19 protein-coding genes are annotated in these 16,528 nt (G+C 67.3%); 14 read left to right on the top strand and 5 right to left on the bottom strand.

The window, feature by feature from the left end:
• Positions 1-49 precede the first annotated feature (49 nt).
• The 5 genes from ABC347_RS13635 to pheT all read left to right on the top strand — a co-directional run bounded on the left by ABC347_RS13635 (position 50) and on the right by pheT (position 5,358).
• A complete protein-coding gene (locus ABC347_RS13635) occupies positions 50-1,048 on the top strand; it encodes an FHA domain-containing protein (protein ID WP_413246261.1) in 999 nt (332 codons plus the stop codon).
• A 137-nt stretch (positions 1,049-1,185) separates the two neighbouring features.
• Complete coding sequence (gene rpmI, locus ABC347_RS13630) at positions 1,186-1,389, top strand: 50S ribosomal protein L35 (protein WP_012048647.1); 204 nt, start codon at positions 1,186-1,188, stop codon at positions 1,387-1,389.
• 15 nt (positions 1,390-1,404) lie between these two features.
• Positions 1,405-1,782 (top strand): 50S ribosomal protein L20, encoded by a 378-nt coding sequence (rplT, locus tag ABC347_RS13625; RefSeq protein WP_413246260.1) that lies wholly within the window; start codon positions 1,405-1,407, stop codon positions 1,780-1,782.
• 112 nt (positions 1,783-1,894) lie between these two features.
• The gene (gene pheS, locus ABC347_RS13620; RefSeq protein ID WP_413246259.1) at positions 1,895-2,977 is read left to right on the top strand and encodes a phenylalanine--tRNA ligase subunit alpha; all 1,083 of its coding nucleotides are present in this window, start codon (positions 1,895-1,897) and stop codon (positions 2,975-2,977) included.
• Positions 2,974-5,358 (top strand): phenylalanine--tRNA ligase subunit beta, encoded by a 2,385-nt coding sequence (gene pheT, locus ABC347_RS13615; protein ID WP_413246258.1) that lies wholly within the window; start codon positions 2,974-2,976, stop codon positions 5,356-5,358. Before pheS ends, pheT begins: the two co-directional genes overlap by 4 nt.
• A gap of 15 nt (positions 5,359-5,373) precedes the next feature.
• Here pheT and ABC347_RS13610 read toward each other — a convergent pair whose 3' ends face one another.
• Entirely contained in the window at positions 5,374-5,994 is a 621-nt protein-coding gene (locus ABC347_RS13610) for an HAD family hydrolase (protein ID WP_413247068.1), read from the bottom strand.
• Positions 5,994-6,119, bottom strand: a complete 126-nt coding sequence (gene ykgO, locus ABC347_RS13605; protein ID WP_004210176.1) for a type B 50S ribosomal protein L36 — start codon at positions 6,117-6,119, stop codon at positions 5,994-5,996. Before ykgO ends, ABC347_RS13610 begins: the two co-directional genes overlap by 1 nt.
• Before the next feature lie 164 nt (positions 6,120-6,283).
• Between ykgO and ABC347_RS13600 the strand changes: the two genes are divergently transcribed.
• From ABC347_RS13600 to ABC347_RS13575, 6 genes are read left to right on the top strand one after another with little or no spacing between them, the layout of a single operon-like run.
• Complete coding sequence (locus ABC347_RS13600) at positions 6,284-6,880, top strand: DUF4136 domain-containing protein (RefSeq protein ID WP_413246257.1); 597 nt, start codon at positions 6,284-6,286, stop codon at positions 6,878-6,880.
• A complete protein-coding gene (locus ABC347_RS13595; protein ID WP_413246256.1) occupies positions 6,877-7,998 on the top strand; it encodes a M14 family metallopeptidase in 1,122 nt (373 codons plus the stop codon). Before ABC347_RS13600 ends, ABC347_RS13595 begins: the two co-directional genes overlap by 4 nt.
• Positions 7,995-8,453 (top strand): GNAT family N-acetyltransferase, encoded by a 459-nt coding sequence (locus tag ABC347_RS13590; RefSeq protein WP_413246255.1) that lies wholly within the window; start codon positions 7,995-7,997, stop codon positions 8,451-8,453. The genes ABC347_RS13595 and ABC347_RS13590 overlap by 4 nt, the downstream gene beginning before the upstream one ends.
• A gap of 36 nt (positions 8,454-8,489) precedes the next feature.
• On the top strand, positions 8,490-9,176 hold the full coding sequence (gene gpmA / locus ABC347_RS13585; protein WP_413246254.1) for a 2,3-diphosphoglycerate-dependent phosphoglycerate mutase: 687 nt from the start codon (positions 8,490-8,492) through the stop codon (positions 9,174-9,176).
• 54 nt (positions 9,177-9,230) lie between these two features.
• The gene (gene purE, locus ABC347_RS13580; RefSeq protein WP_413246253.1) at positions 9,231-9,719 is read left to right on the top strand and encodes a 5-(carboxyamino)imidazole ribonucleotide mutase; all 489 of its coding nucleotides are present in this window, start codon (positions 9,231-9,233) and stop codon (positions 9,717-9,719) included.
• Positions 9,720-9,726: 7 nt separating this feature from the next.
• Positions 9,727-10,794 (top strand): 5-(carboxyamino)imidazole ribonucleotide synthase, encoded by a 1,068-nt coding sequence (locus ABC347_RS13575; protein WP_413246252.1) that lies wholly within the window; start codon positions 9,727-9,729, stop codon positions 10,792-10,794.
• Positions 10,795-10,807: 13 nt separating this feature from the next.
• Here ABC347_RS13575 and ABC347_RS13570 read toward each other — a convergent pair whose 3' ends face one another.
• Both ABC347_RS13570 and ABC347_RS13565 read right to left on the bottom strand, forming a co-directional pair.
• Positions 10,808-12,058, bottom strand: a complete 1,251-nt coding sequence (locus ABC347_RS13570; protein WP_413246251.1) for a spinster family MFS transporter — start codon at positions 12,056-12,058, stop codon at positions 10,808-10,810.
• A gap of 17 nt (positions 12,059-12,075) precedes the next feature.
• Entirely contained in the window at positions 12,076-12,717 is a 642-nt protein-coding gene (locus tag ABC347_RS13565) for an ankyrin repeat domain-containing protein (protein ID WP_413246250.1), read from the bottom strand.
• A gap of 33 nt (positions 12,718-12,750) precedes the next feature.
• Between ABC347_RS13565 and ABC347_RS13560 the strand changes: the two genes are divergently transcribed.
• From ABC347_RS13560 to ABC347_RS13550, 3 genes are read left to right on the top strand one after another with little or no spacing between them, the layout of a single operon-like run.
• Entirely contained in the window at positions 12,751-13,335 is a 585-nt protein-coding gene (locus ABC347_RS13560) for an SCO family protein (protein WP_413246249.1), read from the top strand.
• The gene (locus ABC347_RS13555) at positions 13,332-13,772 is read left to right on the top strand and encodes a YcgN family cysteine cluster protein (protein ID WP_413246248.1); all 441 of its coding nucleotides are present in this window, start codon (positions 13,332-13,334) and stop codon (positions 13,770-13,772) included. The genes ABC347_RS13560 and ABC347_RS13555 overlap by 4 nt, the downstream gene beginning before the upstream one ends.
• A complete protein-coding gene (locus ABC347_RS13550) occupies positions 13,772-14,503 on the top strand; it encodes a M48 family metallopeptidase (RefSeq protein WP_413247067.1) in 732 nt (243 codons plus the stop codon). Before ABC347_RS13555 ends, ABC347_RS13550 begins: the two co-directional genes overlap by 1 nt.
• On the opposite strand, the gene ABC347_RS13545 is transcribed toward ABC347_RS13550, so the two are convergent.
• Positions 14,500-16,515 carry a transglycosylase domain-containing protein gene (locus ABC347_RS13545; RefSeq protein WP_413246247.1) on the bottom strand — a complete coding sequence of 672 codons (2,016 nt, stop codon included), beginning with the start codon at positions 16,513-16,515 and terminating at the stop codon, positions 14,500-14,502. The genes ABC347_RS13550 and ABC347_RS13545 overlap by 4 nt on opposite strands.
• Between the last annotated feature and the right edge of the window lie 13 nt (positions 16,516-16,528).

Genomic DNA, 16,528 nt, shown 5'->3' with positions numbered 1-16,528 from the left:
GTGTCGCGTCGAACGAACTGGCCGAAGTAGAGGGGGCACTTCTCCGTCGATGCCGACGAGCGATCCGTATGTTTCCGCGACGATCGCGGGACAGACCCAGACCTTTTCGATCGAGCGGCTCGCCGTGTGCCGGATCGGGCGCGCGACGCATTCCACCATCGTGCTGGTCGACGAGATGGCCTCTCGCGAACATGCGATGATCCGTCGCGATGCGACCGGCCACTGCTATCTGTCCGACAGCGGCAGCCGTAACGGCACGACGCTGAACGGCCGCCCGGTGACCAGCCCCACCAAGCTTGCCGACAGCGATGTGATCCGGATCGGGTTCCAGGAGCTGCGCTACCATCAGCTGGAAAGCGATACGGTGGCCGAGGCGATGGCCGCGCCGGCGACCATGATCCACCTCTCCAACAGCCTGATCAGCGTGCTGGTGATCGACATTCGCGGCTATACGCCGCTGGCGCGCGAGCTGGGGGAGGAACGGATCTCGGCGCTGATGAGCGAAATCTTCCGCGAGGCGGGCGAGCTGCTGTTCCGCAACAAGAGCTGGTCGCAAAAATATATCGGCGATGCGGTGATGGGCGTCTGGGTCCATAATCAACCGCAAGTGACGAGCGAGGAATTCGCCACCATCATCGATACGATCGCCGAGCTGCGGCTGATCGTGGAGCCGATGGAGAAGCGCTTCGGTTTGTCGCGCCCGTTGACCTTCGGCGCGGCGATCAACACCGGCTATGCCCAGATCGGCAATATGGGCAGCGCCGCGATCTCCGACTTCACTGCGCTCGGCGATACCGTGAACAAGGCGTTCCGGCTGGAAACCGCCAGCAAGGAATTGCAGTGCGATCTGGTCATCGGCCGATCGTCGATCGATTATTTGGTGCCACCACTGCGCCGCGAACAGCATCCCCCCGCCACCGAAGTGGCGATCAAGGGTTATGAACAGCCAGAGCGCGTATTCCGGCTGATGTTCGCCGATCTGCCGCGGCTGGCGACGCTGGTGATGACCGCGCACGCCAATTCCACGCTGATCCGCCCCGGCGGCTGATCGATCCCCGATCGCGGCGGTTGCAAATGCCGGGCGATTGCCCTAGGGGCGCACGCTTCCGCGATTTGTCAGGACTGCCCGGCCGGTATGGGCTGCCGCGGCCGTCCGCAAAATACGTCGCATAGCAGGAGACGAAAATGCCCAAGCTCAAGACGAAGAGCGGCGTGAAGAAGCGCTTCAAGCTCACTGCCACCGGCAAGGTGAAGCATGGCGTCGCTGGCAAGCGCCACCGGCTGATCAGCCACAACAGCAAATATATCCGCACCAACCGTGGCACGACCGTGCTTGCCGAGGCCGATACGGCCCGCGTCAAGCTCTGGGCGCCGTACGGCCTGAACTGATAGGAGGGCCGACCCATGGCACGAGTGAAGCGTGGTACGACCACCAAGGCGAAGCACAAGCGGATCCTGGATCAGGCGAAGGGCTATTATGGCCGCCGCAAGAACACGATCCGGATCGCGCGCCAGGCCGTCGAGAAGGCCGGCCAGTACGCCTATCGCGATCGCAAGGTTAAGAAGCGCTCGTTCCGCGCGCTCTGGATCCAGCGCATCAACGCCGCCGTCCGCGTCGAAGGCCTGACCTACGGCGTGTTCATGCACGGCCTGAAGCTGGCCGGCATCGAACTGGACCGCAAGGTGCTGGCCGACATGGCGATGCACGAGGGCGCGGCGTTTACCGCCGTGGTGGCGCAGGCGAAGGCCGCGCTGCCCGAAGGAGCCCGAGTCGCGGCCTGACGTCTTTCGCACGAGAGAACGCTTGCGGGGCGCGGATTGCGACAGGCGATCCGCGCCCCGCTTGCGTTGTGGGCTGCCGCCCCGCTAACCCGCCCCGGACCAACGAGGCATCATGACCGACCAGCTGCAATCCGACCTCACCGCGCAGATCGCCGCGGCGCCCGATCTCGCCTCGCTCGAGGCGATCCGCATCGCGGCGCTCGGCAAGCAGGGCAGCGTGTCTGCGCTGCTGAAGACGCTGGGGGGAATGACGCCCGAGCAGCGCCAGCAGGAAGGTCCGCGCATCAACGGGCTGCGCGAGGCGGTGGCGGCCGCGATCGCGACCCGCAAGGCCGCGCTGGAGGACGAGGCGCTGGCTGCGCGGCTGGCGTCGGAACGGATCGATCTGACGCTGCCCGCCGCGCCTGGCCCGCAAGGCTCGGTGCACCCGGTCAGCCAGGTGATGGACGAGCTGGCGGAGATCTTCGCGGATCTGGGCTTCGCGGTCGCGACCGGCCCCGAGATCGAGGACGACTGGCACAACTTCACCGCGCTGAACATTCCCGAAACCCATCCCGCGCGGGCGATGCACGACACTTTCTACTTCGATCGCGTGGATGGCGAGGGCCGCAGGATGCTGCTCCGCACGCACACCTCGCCGGTGCAGATCCGCACGATGCTGGATCAGCCGCCGCCGATTCGCATCATCGCGCCGGGCCGCACCTATCGGTCGGACAGCGACGCCACCCACACGCCGATGTTCCATCAGGTCGAGGGTCTGGTGATCGATCGCGGCATCACGATGGGCCATCTGAAATGGACGCTCGAGACGTTCGTGAAGGCCTATTTCGAGCGCGACGACATCGTGCTGCGGCTGCGGCCGAGCTATTTCCCGTTTACCGAGCCCTCGGCCGAAGTCGATGTCGGCTACACGCGTGACAAGAGCGGCCGCCGCATCGTCGGCGGGGCCGAGCCCGACGGCTGGATGGAGATCCTCGGATCCGGGATGGTGCATCCGAAGGTGATCGCGGCCTGCGGGCTCGATCCGGCCGAATGGCAGGGCTTCGCGTTCGGCTGCGGGATCGATCGGCTGGCGATGCTGAAATACGGCATGGATGATCTGCGCGCCTTCTTCGACGGCGATCTGCGCTGGCTGCGCCATTACGGCTTCTCCGCGCTCGACGTGCCCACGCTGTCCGGGGGAGTGGGGGCATGAAGTTCACGCTGAGCTGGCTCAAGGAGCATCTCGACACGGATCTCGACGCCGCCGCGATCGGCGAAGCGCTGACCCGGATCGGGCTCGAGGTCGAATCGATCGACAACCCGGCCGAGGCGCTGGCCCCGTTCCGTATCGCCAAGGTGCTGACCGCCGCCCCACACCCGCAGGCGGACAAGCTGCAGGTGCTGAGCGTCGATGCCGGCGACGGCCCGCTGCAGGTCGTCTGCGGTGCACCCAATGCGCACGCGGGGCTGGTCGGCGTGTTCGGCGCGCCCGGCGCCTATGTGCCCGGCAGCGGGATCACGCTGAAGGTGGCGGCGATCCGCGGCGTCGAATCGAACGGCATGATGTGTTCCGTGCGCGAGCTGCAGCTGGGCGAGGAGCATGATGGCATCATCGAACTGCCGGCCGATGCGCCGGTGGGCGCGGCCTATGCCGCCTGGGCCGGGCTGGACGATCCGCTGTTCGATGTCGCAATCACCCCCAACCGGCAGGATTGCATGGGCGTGCGCGGCATCGCGCGCGATCTGGCCGCGGCCGGCGCCGGCGTGCTGAAGCCGCTCGCTCAGGTCTATCGGATGGCTTCGCTCGATCCGGTGGCTGACGAGGGGCCGGCCCCCGACGTGCGGACCGAGGACCTTGAGGGCTGCCCCGCCTTCTACGCGCAGGCGGTGACGGGTGTGGCCAACGGCGCCTCACCCGAATGGATGCGCAGGCGGCTGACGGCGATCGGCCAGAAGCCGATCTCGCTGCTGGTGGACATCACCAATTTCGTTTCGATCGATCTCGGCCGGCCGCTGCACGTCTATGATCGCGCGAAGCTGAACGGCGGCCTCGTCGCGCGCCGCGCCCGCGACGGCGAGACACTGCTCGCGCTGAACGGCAAGAGCTATGCGCTCGACCCGTCGATGACGGTAATCGCCGATGCCAGCGCAGTCCATGATATCGGCGGCATCATGGGCGGCGAGCATTCGGGCGTGTCCGATGCCACCACCGATGTGCTGATCGAGTGCGCCTTCTTCGCCCCCGATCGGATCGCCCTGACCGGCCAGAAGCTGGGACTGACCAGCGATGCCCGCCAGCGGTTCGAGCGCGGCGTCGATCCCGCCTTCCTGGACGATGGGCTTGCGATCGCAACCTGGCTGGTGACCGAACATGCCGGCGGCCGGCCCAGCCCTGTCACGCGGGCGGGCGCGCCGCCGCTGGCCCCGCGCACGATCCGCTTCGATCCGGCGTTGACACTGTCGCTGGGCGGGCTGGACGTGGCTGAGGACCGGCAGCGCGAGATCCTGACCCGGCTCGGCTTCCACGTCGCCGATGACTTCACCGTGACGATCCCCAGCTGGCGTCGCGATGTCGATGGCCCGGCCGATCTGGTCGAGGAAGTGATCCGGATCGAGGGGCTGGACAAGGTGCCCGCCACCCCGCTGCCCCGCGCTGAGGGCGTCGCGAAGCCCACCGCCACGCCCGAACAAAAGGTCGAGCGGCGGGTGCGCCGTACCGCCGCCGCGCGCGGACTGCATGAGGCCGTGACGTGGAGCTTCCTCTCGCAGGCCGAGGCCGATGCGGTCGGCGGCGGCCACTGGACGCTGGCCAACCCGATCAGCGAGGATCTGAAAGTGATGCGGCCGTCGCTGCTGCCCGGCCTGATCGCCGCGGCCCGCCGCAATATCGCGCGCGGGGCGGACAGCGTGCGCCTGTTCGAGATCGGGCGGCGCTACCTTGCCGATGGCGAGCGACCGACGCTGGCGCTGCTGCTGGCGGCCGACCGTTCCCCGCGAGACTGGCGCAGCGGCAAGGCGGCCCGGTTCGATGCCTATGACGCCAAGGCGGAGGCGATCGCGCTGCTGGCCGCCGCCGGCGCGCCGGTCGATCGGTTGCAGGTGATGGAGCCGCTCGACGGCACCTGGCACCCCGGCCGCGCCGGCACGCTGCGGCTGGGGCCGAAGACCGTGCTGGCGGCTTTCGGCGAACTGCATCCCGCCACGGCCCGCGTGTTCGACATCGACGGCGGTGCGGTGGCGGCCGAGCTCTATCTCGATGCAATCCCTGCCCGCCGGGCGAGCGGCCATCTGCGCGAGGCCTATGCCCCACCCGCGCTACAGGGCGTGACGCGCGACTTCGCCTTCCTGGTGCCGGCCGATCTGGCCGCCGATGCGCTGGTGCGCGCGGTGCGTGGCGCGGACAAGGCGGCGATCGTCGATGTGCGGCTGTTCGACCGTTTCGTCGGCGCCGGCGTGCCCGACGGGCAGGTGTCGCTGGCGATCGAGGTGACGTTGCAACCGGGCGAGAAAAGCTTCACCGAAGCGGAATTGTCCGCGATCAGCCAGAAGATCGTGGCGGCGGCCGGAAAGGTCGGGGCGGTGCTGCGCGGCTGACCGCCGCCGGCCCGCTTACCCCGCGAGCAGGCCGTAGCGGACCAGATCCGCCCGCAGCGTGGTCGCGTCGCTGAAATGATGTCCGACGAAGCCTGCCGCCTCGCCCGCGGCGACATTGTCGGCACGATCGTCCACGAACAGCGCTTCGCCCTGGTTCAACCCGAAGCGATCGAGCGCGAGCGCATAGATGGCCGGATCGGGCTTGATCAGACGTTCGACGCCTGACACCACGATATCGCGGAAGCGATCGAAGATCGCCGCCTCGCGCGCGCGAAACGGCACCCAGAATTCGGCCGAGAAATTGGTGATCGCGAACAGCGGAACGTCGCGTGCATCGAGCGCAGCAACGATCTCGGGCATGCCGGCAATCGGCCCGGGCAGCGTATCGAGGAAGCGCGGCCCGAACTGGGCGATCAGCGCTTCATGCTGCGGGTAGGCTGCGATCAGCTCGGCGCTCGTCTCCGCGAAAGGCCGGCCAGCATCGTGCTGGAAATGCCACTCACGCGTGACGACATCGCGCAGGAAGCTATCCAGCGCGTCGGCATCGTCGATCAGCGTTTGATAGAGGTAGCGCGGATCCCAGTCGAACAGCACATGGCCGACATCGAAGACGACGGCCGACGGTGCAGCGGGAATCAGCCCTGGCGCGCCTTGAAGCGGCGGTTCGTCTTGTTGATGACGTAGGTCCGGCCACGACGACGGATCACGCGATTGTCGCGATGACGCCCCTTGAGCGATTTGAGCGAGTTGCGGATCTTCATGGCCTGAGACGCCTGCCTGTCTGTGTTCGGATCTGTGAAAAGAGCGCGCTCCCTATGCGGCAGGCCGCGCCAAGTCAAGCAATCGGCCCGATTCGGCCGGGCGTGGCATCGTTTTTCGCGCTACAGGCGTTACGATGATCTGTTGCGTACTTGGGAGGAATGAAATGAAGCGGGTGATCATGCGGGCCGGTGCCCTGGGTGTGGCGATCGCACTGGCCGGTTGCGCCGCGCAGACTCCCGAAACGCGCGTGACGCGCTTCCACCTCGGTCAGCCGATCGCGCCCGGGCAGGTGGCGGTCGAGCCGCGCGATCCCTCGCTGGCCGGCGATCTCGAGTTTCGCGCCTATGGCGACGCCGTAGGCCGCGAGCTTGCACGGCTGGGCTACACGGTGGCGCCTGGCGTGGCACGTTCGGAACTGGTGGCCGTAGTCGATGTCGCACGCGGCACGCGCGAGACGCTGGCGCAACGTTCGCCGGTTTCGATCGGGTTGGGTGGTGGCACCTTTGGCGGCGGTGTCGGCCTGGGCGGCGGCGTGAGCTTCCCGATCGGCAAGTCGCGCAGCCGCGACGTGACCGTGACCGAGCTCTCGGTACAGCTGAAGCGCCGGTCCGAAGGCACGGTCGTATGGGAGGGCCGTGCCGAGACGGCCGCTCGCTCGGATACGCCCTATGCCAGCCCGGCGGCGGCAGTCGACAAGCTGGCGCAGGATCTGTTCCGGGACTTCCCCGGCGAATCGGGGCGCACTATCACGGTGAAATGACCATCCGCATCACCAGCCGCTTCGACAGCGGCAACATCCGCGTCGTCAGTGAAACCGCATACGGCTTCGATCTCGAGATCGCGGCCGACCACGGATCCGACTTCTACCAGTGGTTCCACTTCCGCCTGACCGGTGCGGCCGGGCGCGAGGTTGTACTGCGCATCTTGAACGCAGGCAGGGCGGCGTATCCGGACGGCTGGCCGAACTACCGCGCCTGCGCATCGCACGATCGGCAGGATTGGTGGCGGATCGCCGGCACCTCCTATGCGAACGGCGTGCTGACCATCCGCCACCGCTTCGAATCGGACAGCGTGTGGATCGCCTATTTCGCGCCCTATGCGATGGAGCGGCATCATGATCTGGTGGCGCGGATCGCTGCGGCCCCCGGCTTCACCCACGAAGTGCTGGGGCTGACGCTGGATGGCCAGGCGATCGATTGCCTAAGCGTAGGAAAAGGGCCGAAGCAGGTCTGGCTCTATGCCCGCCAGCACCCCGGCGAATCGATGGCCGAATGGTGGATGGAAGGCGCGCTGGAACTACTGGCCGATCCCGGCAGCAGCGTCGCCCGCAAGCTGCGCCGCGATGCGACGATCCACATCATTCCCAACATGAACCCGGATGGCAGCGCACGCGGCCATCTGCGCACCAATGCGGCCGGTGTGAACCTCAACCGCGAATGGCATGCGCCCACTCTCGAGCGCAGCCCCGAAGTGCTGTGCGTGCGCGACCAGATGGATCGGACCGGCGTCGATTTCGCGATGGACGTGCATGGCGACGAGGCGATCCCGCACGTCTTCATCGCCGGGTTCGAAGGGATCCCGGCATGGACCGATGCGCAGGGCGATCGTTATCACGCCTTCCGCAACCGGCTGGCGCAGCGCAGCCCCGATTTCCAGACGCGGACCGGCTATGCCACCGCCGCGCCCGGCAAGGCCAATCTGTCGATGTCCACCAACCAGCTTGCCGAACGGTTCGGCGCGGTGGCGATGACGCTGGAAATGCCGTTCAAGGACAATGACGATCTGCCCGATCCCCGCGCCGGCTGGTCGCCCGCGCGATCGAAGCGGCTGGCGGAGGATTGCCTGGGCACGCTGGCCGAGCTGATCGACGCGGCATGATCACGATTCGCGCCGACGACCTGACCGGCGCGGACGTGATCGATCTGTTGCGTCATCACCAGGCCGAGATGCAGGCGGGATCGCCGAAGGAAAGCTGCCATGTGTTCGACGTCCATCGGCTGCGCGCGGCCGATGTGACATTCTGGACGGCATGGGATGCGGAGACCTTGCTTGGCTGTGCGGCGCTGAAGCAGCTGGCTCCTGATCATGGCGAGATCAAGTCGATGCGGACTGCGCCCGCGGCGCTGCGACGGGGCGTAGGCGCGGCTCTGCTTGATCATCTGATCGTATCGGCGCGCGCAGCCGGGATCGAACGGCTCAGCCTGGAAACCGGATCTGGCCCGCTGTTCGAGCCTGCCGCCGCGCTCTACGCGCGGTTCGGCTTCACGCCCTGTCCGCCGTTCGCCGATTATCGCCCCGATCCGTTCAGCCGCTTCCTGTCACGCGCGGTTTGAGCTAGCCGGCGGGCGATCCACCATGCGGAGTGCCGAATGCCCACCCTTGTCCTGATCCGCCACGGCCAATCGGCCTGGAACCTCGAAAATCGCTTCACGGGCTGGTGGGATGTCGATCTGACCGATCAAGGCGTGGCCGAGGCGAAGGCCGCAGGCGGACTGATGGCGGCGAAAGGCCTGGACTTCGACCTGACCTTCACCAGCTTCCAGACCCGCGCGATCAAGACCCTGAACCTGGCGCTGGAGGCGATGGGCCGGCTGTGGCTGCCGACCGAGAAGGACTGGCGGCTGAACGAGCGGCATTATGGCGGGCTGACCGGGCTCGACAAGGCCGAGACGGCGGCGCTGCACGGCGACGATCAGGTGAAAATTTGGCGCCGCTCGTTCGATATCCCGCCACCGCTGCCTGAAGCCGACGGCAAGTGGGATCTCGCCAATGACCGCCGCTATGCCGGCATCGCGATCCCGCAGACCGAGAGCTTGAAGGACACGATCGCGCGCGTGCTGCCCTATTGGGAAGCACGGATCGCGCCCGAGCTGAAGGCCGGCAAGCGCGTGCTGATCTCGGCCCATGGCAATTCGCTGCGTGCGCTGGTCAAGCATTTGTCGGGTATCGCCGATGCCGATATCGCCAGCCTGGAAATCCCGACCGGCCAGCCGATCGTGTACGAGCTGGGCGACGATCTGGCCGCGCATGACCGTTATTATCTGTCGGAACGCTGACCGGCAGCGCAATATTCGCGTGATTCGCCGCGATCATCTTCGTAGGACTTGGCGATGACGGGGGAACAGCCGCGGGTCGGCATCATCATGGGCAGCCGATCGGATTGGGCGACGATGGCTCATGCCGCCGAGACGCTGGATGCGCTGGGCGTGCCGCACGAGGCGCTGGTCATCTCCGCCCACCGGACCCCGAAGCGGCTGTTCGACTATGCCGGCAGCGCAGCGGATCGCGGGATCCGCGTGATCGTGGCCGGGGCGGGCGGCGCTGCGCATCTGCCGGGCATGGCCGCATCGATGACCTGGCTGCCGGTGCTGGGCGTACCGGTCGAAAGCCATGCGCTGAAGGGCATGGATAGCCTGTTGTCGATCGTGCAGATGCCGGGCGGCGTACCGGTCGGCACGCTGGCCATCGGCAAGGCCGGCGCCATCAACGCGGGGCTGATGGCGGCATCTATCCTGGCGCTGTCCGATCCCGCGCTAGCCGCGCGGCTGCAGGCATGGCGCGATCGCCAGACGGCCGACGTGCCCGTCGATCCCGAATGATCCGGCGATGACGATCGCCCCCGGCGCCACGATCGGCATATTGGGCGGCGGCCAGCTGGGCCGGATGCTGGCGATCGCCGCCGCGCAGCTGGGCTATCGCTGCCATGTCTATGCGCCCGAGGCGAGCGGTCCCGCGACCGAGGTGAGCGCAGCGTGGACGCGCGCCGCCTATGACGATGAGCGCGCGCTGGCGGCGTTCGCCGCCAAGGTTTCGATCGTCACCTACGAGTTCGAGAATATCGCGGCCGATACCGTGCGCACGCTGGCCAAGCGCGTCGCCGTGCATCCGTCACCGCGATCGCTGGAAGTGGCGCAGGATCGGTTGGCCGAGAAGAGGTTCGTGGCAGGGCTCGGCCTGAAGACCGCGCCATGGGCGCCGGTCGCGGACCGCGCCGATCTCACCCGCGCGCTGGCGGCGGTCGGCACCCCCGCCATCCTGAAGACGCGGCGCTTCGGCTATGACGGCAAGGGCCAGGCGCGGATCACGACGCCCGAGGATGCCGATGCCGCGTGGACCGCGATCGGCGGCCAGCCTGCCATCCTCGAAGGCCATGTCGATTTCGCACAGGAATATTCGGTGATCGGCTGCCGTACCGAAGCGGGCGAATTCACTGCGTGGGACGTGCCCGACAATGTCCATTCGGGCGGCATCCTGTCGACATCCACGGTCCCGGCGACAGGGCTGATCGCCGAGCAACGCGACGGCGCGGTGGCACTGGCGCGGCGCGTGGCAGATGCGCTGGGCCATGTCGGCGTGCTGACGCTCGAATATTTCGCCGGGCGCGACGGGCCGGTGTTCAACGAGATGGCGCCGCGCGTGCACAATAGCGGCCACTGGACGATCGAAGGCGCGATCACGTCGCAATTCGAAAACCATATCCGTGCGATCTGCGGCCTGCCGCTTGGCAGCACCGCGCTGCGCGCGCCGCGCGTCGAAATGCGCAACCTGATCGGTGACGAAGCAGCCGACTGGCCGGCGATCCTGGCCGATCCACAGGCGCGTCTGCATCTCTACGGCAAATCCGATCCGCGGCCCGGCCGCAAGATGGGGCATGTGACGCGGCTGACCGGCTGATCCGCCGCGCCGATCAATCCACCCAGTCGGTGCGCAGATGCTTGGCCGCCAGCGCCATCAGTAGCGCGGCCAGCAGGTAGAAGCCGAGCCCGATCAGCATCGCGTAGCGAAGCGCCTCGTCTCCCAGCCGCGCGGTCAGCTTGTCCGACAACAGGCCCAGGAACAGCGTGCCCCCGCCCAGCCCGATCAGATTGTTGATCAGCAGGAAACTGGCGGATGCGGTGGCACGCATATGGGCGGGCACCAGATGCTGCACCGCGCCGATCACCGGACCAAGCCAGATATAGGCCAGCGCCTGCGGCAGCAGGAACAGCAGGAAAGCTGACGTGACCGTGCTTGACAGGATCCCCGCGGCGAACAGTGGCACCGCGATCACGAAGGCGACAGCCGGCACGCGCGCATAATTGGCCTTGTCGCTGCGCCCGAGCCGATCGCCGAGTACGCCGCCCGCCAGCACGCCGGCGACCCCGCCCAAAAGCAGGATCGCGCCGTAGAAATAGCTGGTTTCCACGAGATCGAGGCCGAAGCTGCGCCGCATCAGCGAGGGTAGCCAGAAAGCGAGGCCATAGCCCAGCGTCGACGAGCAGGCCGCGCCCATCGCCAGCAGCCAGAAGCTGCGCTTGGCCGCGAGGATCGGGAAGACGCGTTCGATCGGCGCCTGATCTGCAGCGGCGATCTGGCGTACCGGTTCCCGCACCACCAGCCGGAAGATCGGTGCGATCGCGACCCCGGCCAGGCCGACTGTGATGAACGCCGCGCGCCAATCCACTGTTGCCGCGATATAGCCGCCGAACAGCACGCCGAGCGCAGAGCCGAGCGGGATGCCGAGCGAATAGATCGACAGCGCCCGCGCGCGGCTTGCCTGAGGAAAATAGTCCGCGATCAGCGCATAGGAGGGCGCGACCCCGCCCGCTTCGCCGACCCCGACGCCGAGCCGTGCCAGGAACAGGCTCCAGAAGCCGGTCGCAAGTCCGCAGAGCGCGGTGAAACCGCTCCACACGCCCAGCGACAGCGTGATCACCCAGGATCGGCTGGTGCGATCCGCGATCCACGCCAGCGGGATCGCGAGCGTGGAATAGAGCAGCGCGAAGGCGAGGCCGCCCAGCAGCCCCATCCGCGTATCGCTGATTTTTAGATCATCCTGGATCGATGTCGCCAGGATCCCGAGGATCTGCCGGTCGACGAAGTTAAAGGTGTAGACCAGCAACAGCATGGCCAGCACCACGCCGCGATAGCCGCGGCTCGGCACATTCGTCCCGGTCATCCCCCCCTTGACCGGAATCAGAGGGTGGGGCCGGCAGGGCCCGCGGCGGGCTTTGCCTTAGTGTCGTCGATCATTTTCAGGATCGCGGCCGAACGGCGATCTTCCGCCGCATAGTCGCGCGCGGACTTGCCGGCGATCCGGTCCGTCTGCGCGGCATTCGCCCCGTTGGTCAGCAGCAGCCGTACCATGCCAATGTCGCGCCGCTGCACGGCGGCGATCAGCGGCGTCTCCCCGGCATTATTGGCGAGATTGATCCCGCCGCGCCGACGGATCAGCGCTTCCGCGCCCTCGACGAAGCCGAGCTGCGCCGCCAGCATCAGCGGCGTGTTGCCCGCTTCGTCACGGGCATCGGCACGCGCGCCGCGCGACAGCAGGAAATTGAGCCAGGTCGTATCGCGGCGGCGCGTGACGATGTGGATCGCGGCATCACCGGTGCTCTGATCGCGGGTATTGACGATCGTGCTACCCGGCTTGTTCAGCAGGTCGGTCACCTTGGTGCCGTCGCCGTCGCGCACGGCCTTCAGGAAATTATAGCTGTCCGAGAATTGCGCCGCGGCAGGCGTGGATGCCAAACCCATCACCAACGCCGCCAGCATCGCACCACCGGCCTTTACCCACTTCGTGCGCACCACAGCGATCGTCCCGTCAATTGCTTGCATGGCGCGTGCTAGCAAAGCATGGCTGGCAGCACCATGAACAAAGCCATCCTGCCGTTGCTGCTGGCGCTCGCGCTGCCGGCCTGCCAATCGCAACCCGCGGCCGAACCGCCGCTGGCCGGCGCGCGTATCGGCGGACCGTTCACGCTGACCGACCAGGACGGGCGGATGCGGACGGACAGCATGTTCGCCGGCCAGTATCGGCTGATGTATTTCGGCTATACTTTCTGCCCCGATGTGTGCCCGGTCGATATGCAGAAGCTGATGCAAGGCTATGCGCTGCTGGAAAAGAGCGATCCTGCGAAGGCCGCCAAGCTGGCGCCGATCTTCGTCACCGTCGATCCCAAACGCGATACGGTGCCGGTTATCAAACAGTTCGTGACTGCGTTCCACCCCAAGCTGATCGGGCTGACCGGGCCGGAGACGGAGATCGCCGCGGTCGCGAAGCGTTATGCGATCATCTATCAGGCACAGCCGCCCGCCACCCCGGGGGCCGCCTATCTGGTCGATCACAGCCGGCAGGCGATGTTGTTCGGGCCGAAGGGCGAGCCGATCGCACTGATTCCGCAGGACGGCACGGCGCAGGAGATCGAAGCCGAGCTCGCGAAGTGGATCGCGTGATCGCCCCCGATCGGTTCTGGGAAACCGTGCCGCTGCAGAAGATGACGCGCGCCCAATGGGAATCGCTGTGCGACGGCTGCGGCAAATGCTGCCTGCACAAGCTGGAGGACGAGGATACGGGAGAGCTGCTGCCGACCAACGTCGCCTGCAAGCTGCTCGACCGACGCAGCGGCCAATGCAGCGACTATCGCAACCGCCACGCCTATGTGCCCGAATGCGTGCGGCTGACACCGGCCAAGCTGGACGCGCTCGACTGGCTGCCATCGACCTGCGCCTACAAGCTGATCCGCGATGGCGAGCCGCTGTACGACTGGCATCATCTGATCTGTGGCGATCGGGAAGCGGTGCATGCTGCCGGCGTCTCGGTGCGCGGATGGACGGTCTCCGAACTCGAAGCCGGTGAACTCGAGCATCATGTGGTCGAGCGCGCACTGTGATCGGGTTTCGCGCACGGCCGCCGGCTGCGCAGAGCCTGCCGCTGTTCACGCGCGATGGAACGCCGGAGCCGATCGTGATCCGGAGGATCGCCAATGCCCGCACGATGCGGCTGGTGATCGATCCGCGCGATGGGCAGGTGCGGCTGACGCTGCCGCCGCGTGCGGGGCTGCGGGCCGCGGTCGCCTGGGTCGAATCCAAGCGCGACTGGATCGAGGCGGAACTGGCGCGGGTGCCGATCGCACGGCCGTTCGCGCCGGACGCGCGCTTTCCGCTGGGCGGAAGCGAGGCGACGATCGACTGGGCCGCCACCCATCCGCGCACACCGCGACTTGACGGTGACCGGCTGATCGTGGGCGGCCCGCTCGATGCGCTCAACATGCGCGTCGTCCGCTGGCTGCGGGCCCGGGCGCTGAGTCTGCTCGATGCCGAAACCCGTGCTTATGCGGATGATGCAGCGGTGGTCGTCGGCGCTGTGACGATCGGCGATGCGCGCGGCCGCTGGGGCAGCTGCGCCGCTTCGGGCGACATCCGCTACAGCTGGCGGCTGATCCTGGCACCGGCCGCAGTGCGGCGCGCGACGGTGGCGCATGAAGTGGCCCACCGGCTGCACATGGATCATTCGCCCGCCTTCCATGCCGCCGCCGCCCGGCTATTCGGCCGCGATCCTGTCGCCGAGCGGGCCTGGCTGCGCGCGCACGGCGCCAGCCTGCACTGGTGGGGCCGCGCCTAGAGCGGCGCTTCCTCTTCCTCGCGGCGGCGCTGGCGGCGTTCCTCCCGCCGATCGTCACCGCGGCTGTCGCCACGCAGCACGCCATCGAGCCAGCCCTCGTCGAGATTGGCCGGCGCCTCGACATCCTCTTCTGCCGGCGCCGCCTCGCGCGGGCTGCCCGCATCGGGCGCGACCGCCATGCCATTCTCGTCGACATACATGGCCGATCCGTCGTCAGGCGTGCCGAAATAGGCTTCCTCGTCGGGTTCGAGCTGCCATTCGGGCAGCGTGACCTCGGTCTCGAATTCCTCAACGGGGCGCTTGGCGACCGCGACCTTCATGAACTGCGCGAACGCCTGCGCCGGCGCACGGCCACCCTGCAGCCCGCCAACCGCGCGGGCATCGTCGCGGCCCATCCAGACCCCGGTGGTGATGCCGCTGGAAAAGCCCAGGAACCAGCCATCCTTGTTGGAAGAAGTGGTGCCGGTCTTGCCGGCCACCGGACGCCCGATCTGCGCCGCCCGCGCAGTGCCGGTGTTGACTGCAGTCTGCAGCAGATCGGTCATCTCGGCGGCGACCCACGGCGCCACCAGCACGCGCGAATCATCCACTCGGTGCTCGTACAGCAGCACGCCTTCGCCGGTGGTGACCTTGACGATGCCATAGGGCACGACCGCGACACCCCTGGCCGAGACCGATGCGAACGCGCGCGTCATATCCAGCAGCCGCACGTCCGACGTGCCCAGCACCATCGATGGCAGCGTGTTGATCGGCGTGGTGATACCGAACCGGCGGGCCATGTCCGCGATCGTCGCGAAGCCGACATCGGCACCGATCTTGGCGGCAATCGTGTTGATCGAGAAGGCGAAGGCGGTGCGCAGATCGATCTCGCCCGAATAGCGCCGGCTGCTGTTGCGCGGGCTCCAGCCATTGATCGTGATCGGCTCGTCGACCACCGCCTGATCGGGCTTCCAGCCGGCTTCGAGCGCGGCGAGATAGACGAACAGCTTGAACGACGATCCCGGCTGGCGCACCGCCTGCGTGGCGCGGTTGTAGATCGACGACACATAATCCTTGCCGCCGACCATGGCGCGCACCGATCCATCGCGATCGAGCGCGACCAGCGCGCCCTGCAGGCCATCGGGCGTGTTCTGCCGGATCGCCGCGTCGGCCGCCTTCTGCATGGCGGGATCGATCGTCGTCCAGACGTCGATCGGCGCAGTCGTCTCGTCGATCAGCGTATCGAGCTGCGCCAATGCCCAATCGGTGAAATAACGCACGCTGTTCTGGCGAGGCTCGGGCGCCAGCTGGACGCCTTCGAGATCGGCCGACTGTTCCTGTGCGGCGCTGATCCGGCCCTGTTCGCGCATCAGCCGCAACACGACGCTTGCCCGGCCGATCGCGGCCTTGGCATCGGCGGTTGGCGAATAGTTGGACGGGGCCTTCACCAGCCCGGCGATGATCGCGGATTCGGCCAGGCTCAGCGTGCGCCCGTCATGCCCGAAGAATTTTCGCGCGGCGGCATCGATGCCATAGGCACCCCCGCCGAAATAGACGCGGTTCAGATACAGCTCGAGGATCTCGTTCTTCGAGAATTTGAGCTCCATGGCGAGCGCCAGGATCATCTCACGCGCCTTGCGGCCGAACGAATAGCTGTTGTTCAGGAAGATGTTGCGCGTGATCTGCTGGGTGATGGTGGACGCGCCCTGCAGGCGTCGGCCCTCGCCGCGCCGATCGAACGCCAGCCACGCAGATCGGCCGATACCGATCGGATCGATGCCGGGATGCATGCGGAAGCGCTTGTCCTCCACCGCGATCATCGCATCGACCATCACCGCCGGGATCTGGTCGTAGCGGATCCACTGCCCATAGCTCGGCCCGAGCGAGACGATGACGGTGCCATCGGCCGCGCGCACGCGCACCATCTGGCCGTTGGGGGAAGATTGCAGCGCGCCGTAATTCGGCAGGACGCTGTAGGAGATGCCGACAGCGATCGCGAGCGCGGCGATCCCGGCCACGATCGCGAACAGCATCAGCCGGATGGCG

Origin of the sequence: Sphingomonas canaveralia (assembly GCF_047238125.1) — a bacterium.
Classification (GTDB): domain Bacteria; phylum Pseudomonadota; class Alphaproteobacteria; order Sphingomonadales; family Sphingomonadaceae; genus JBDFMH01.
This window is presented reverse-complemented; position numbering and strand designations above follow the sequence as displayed.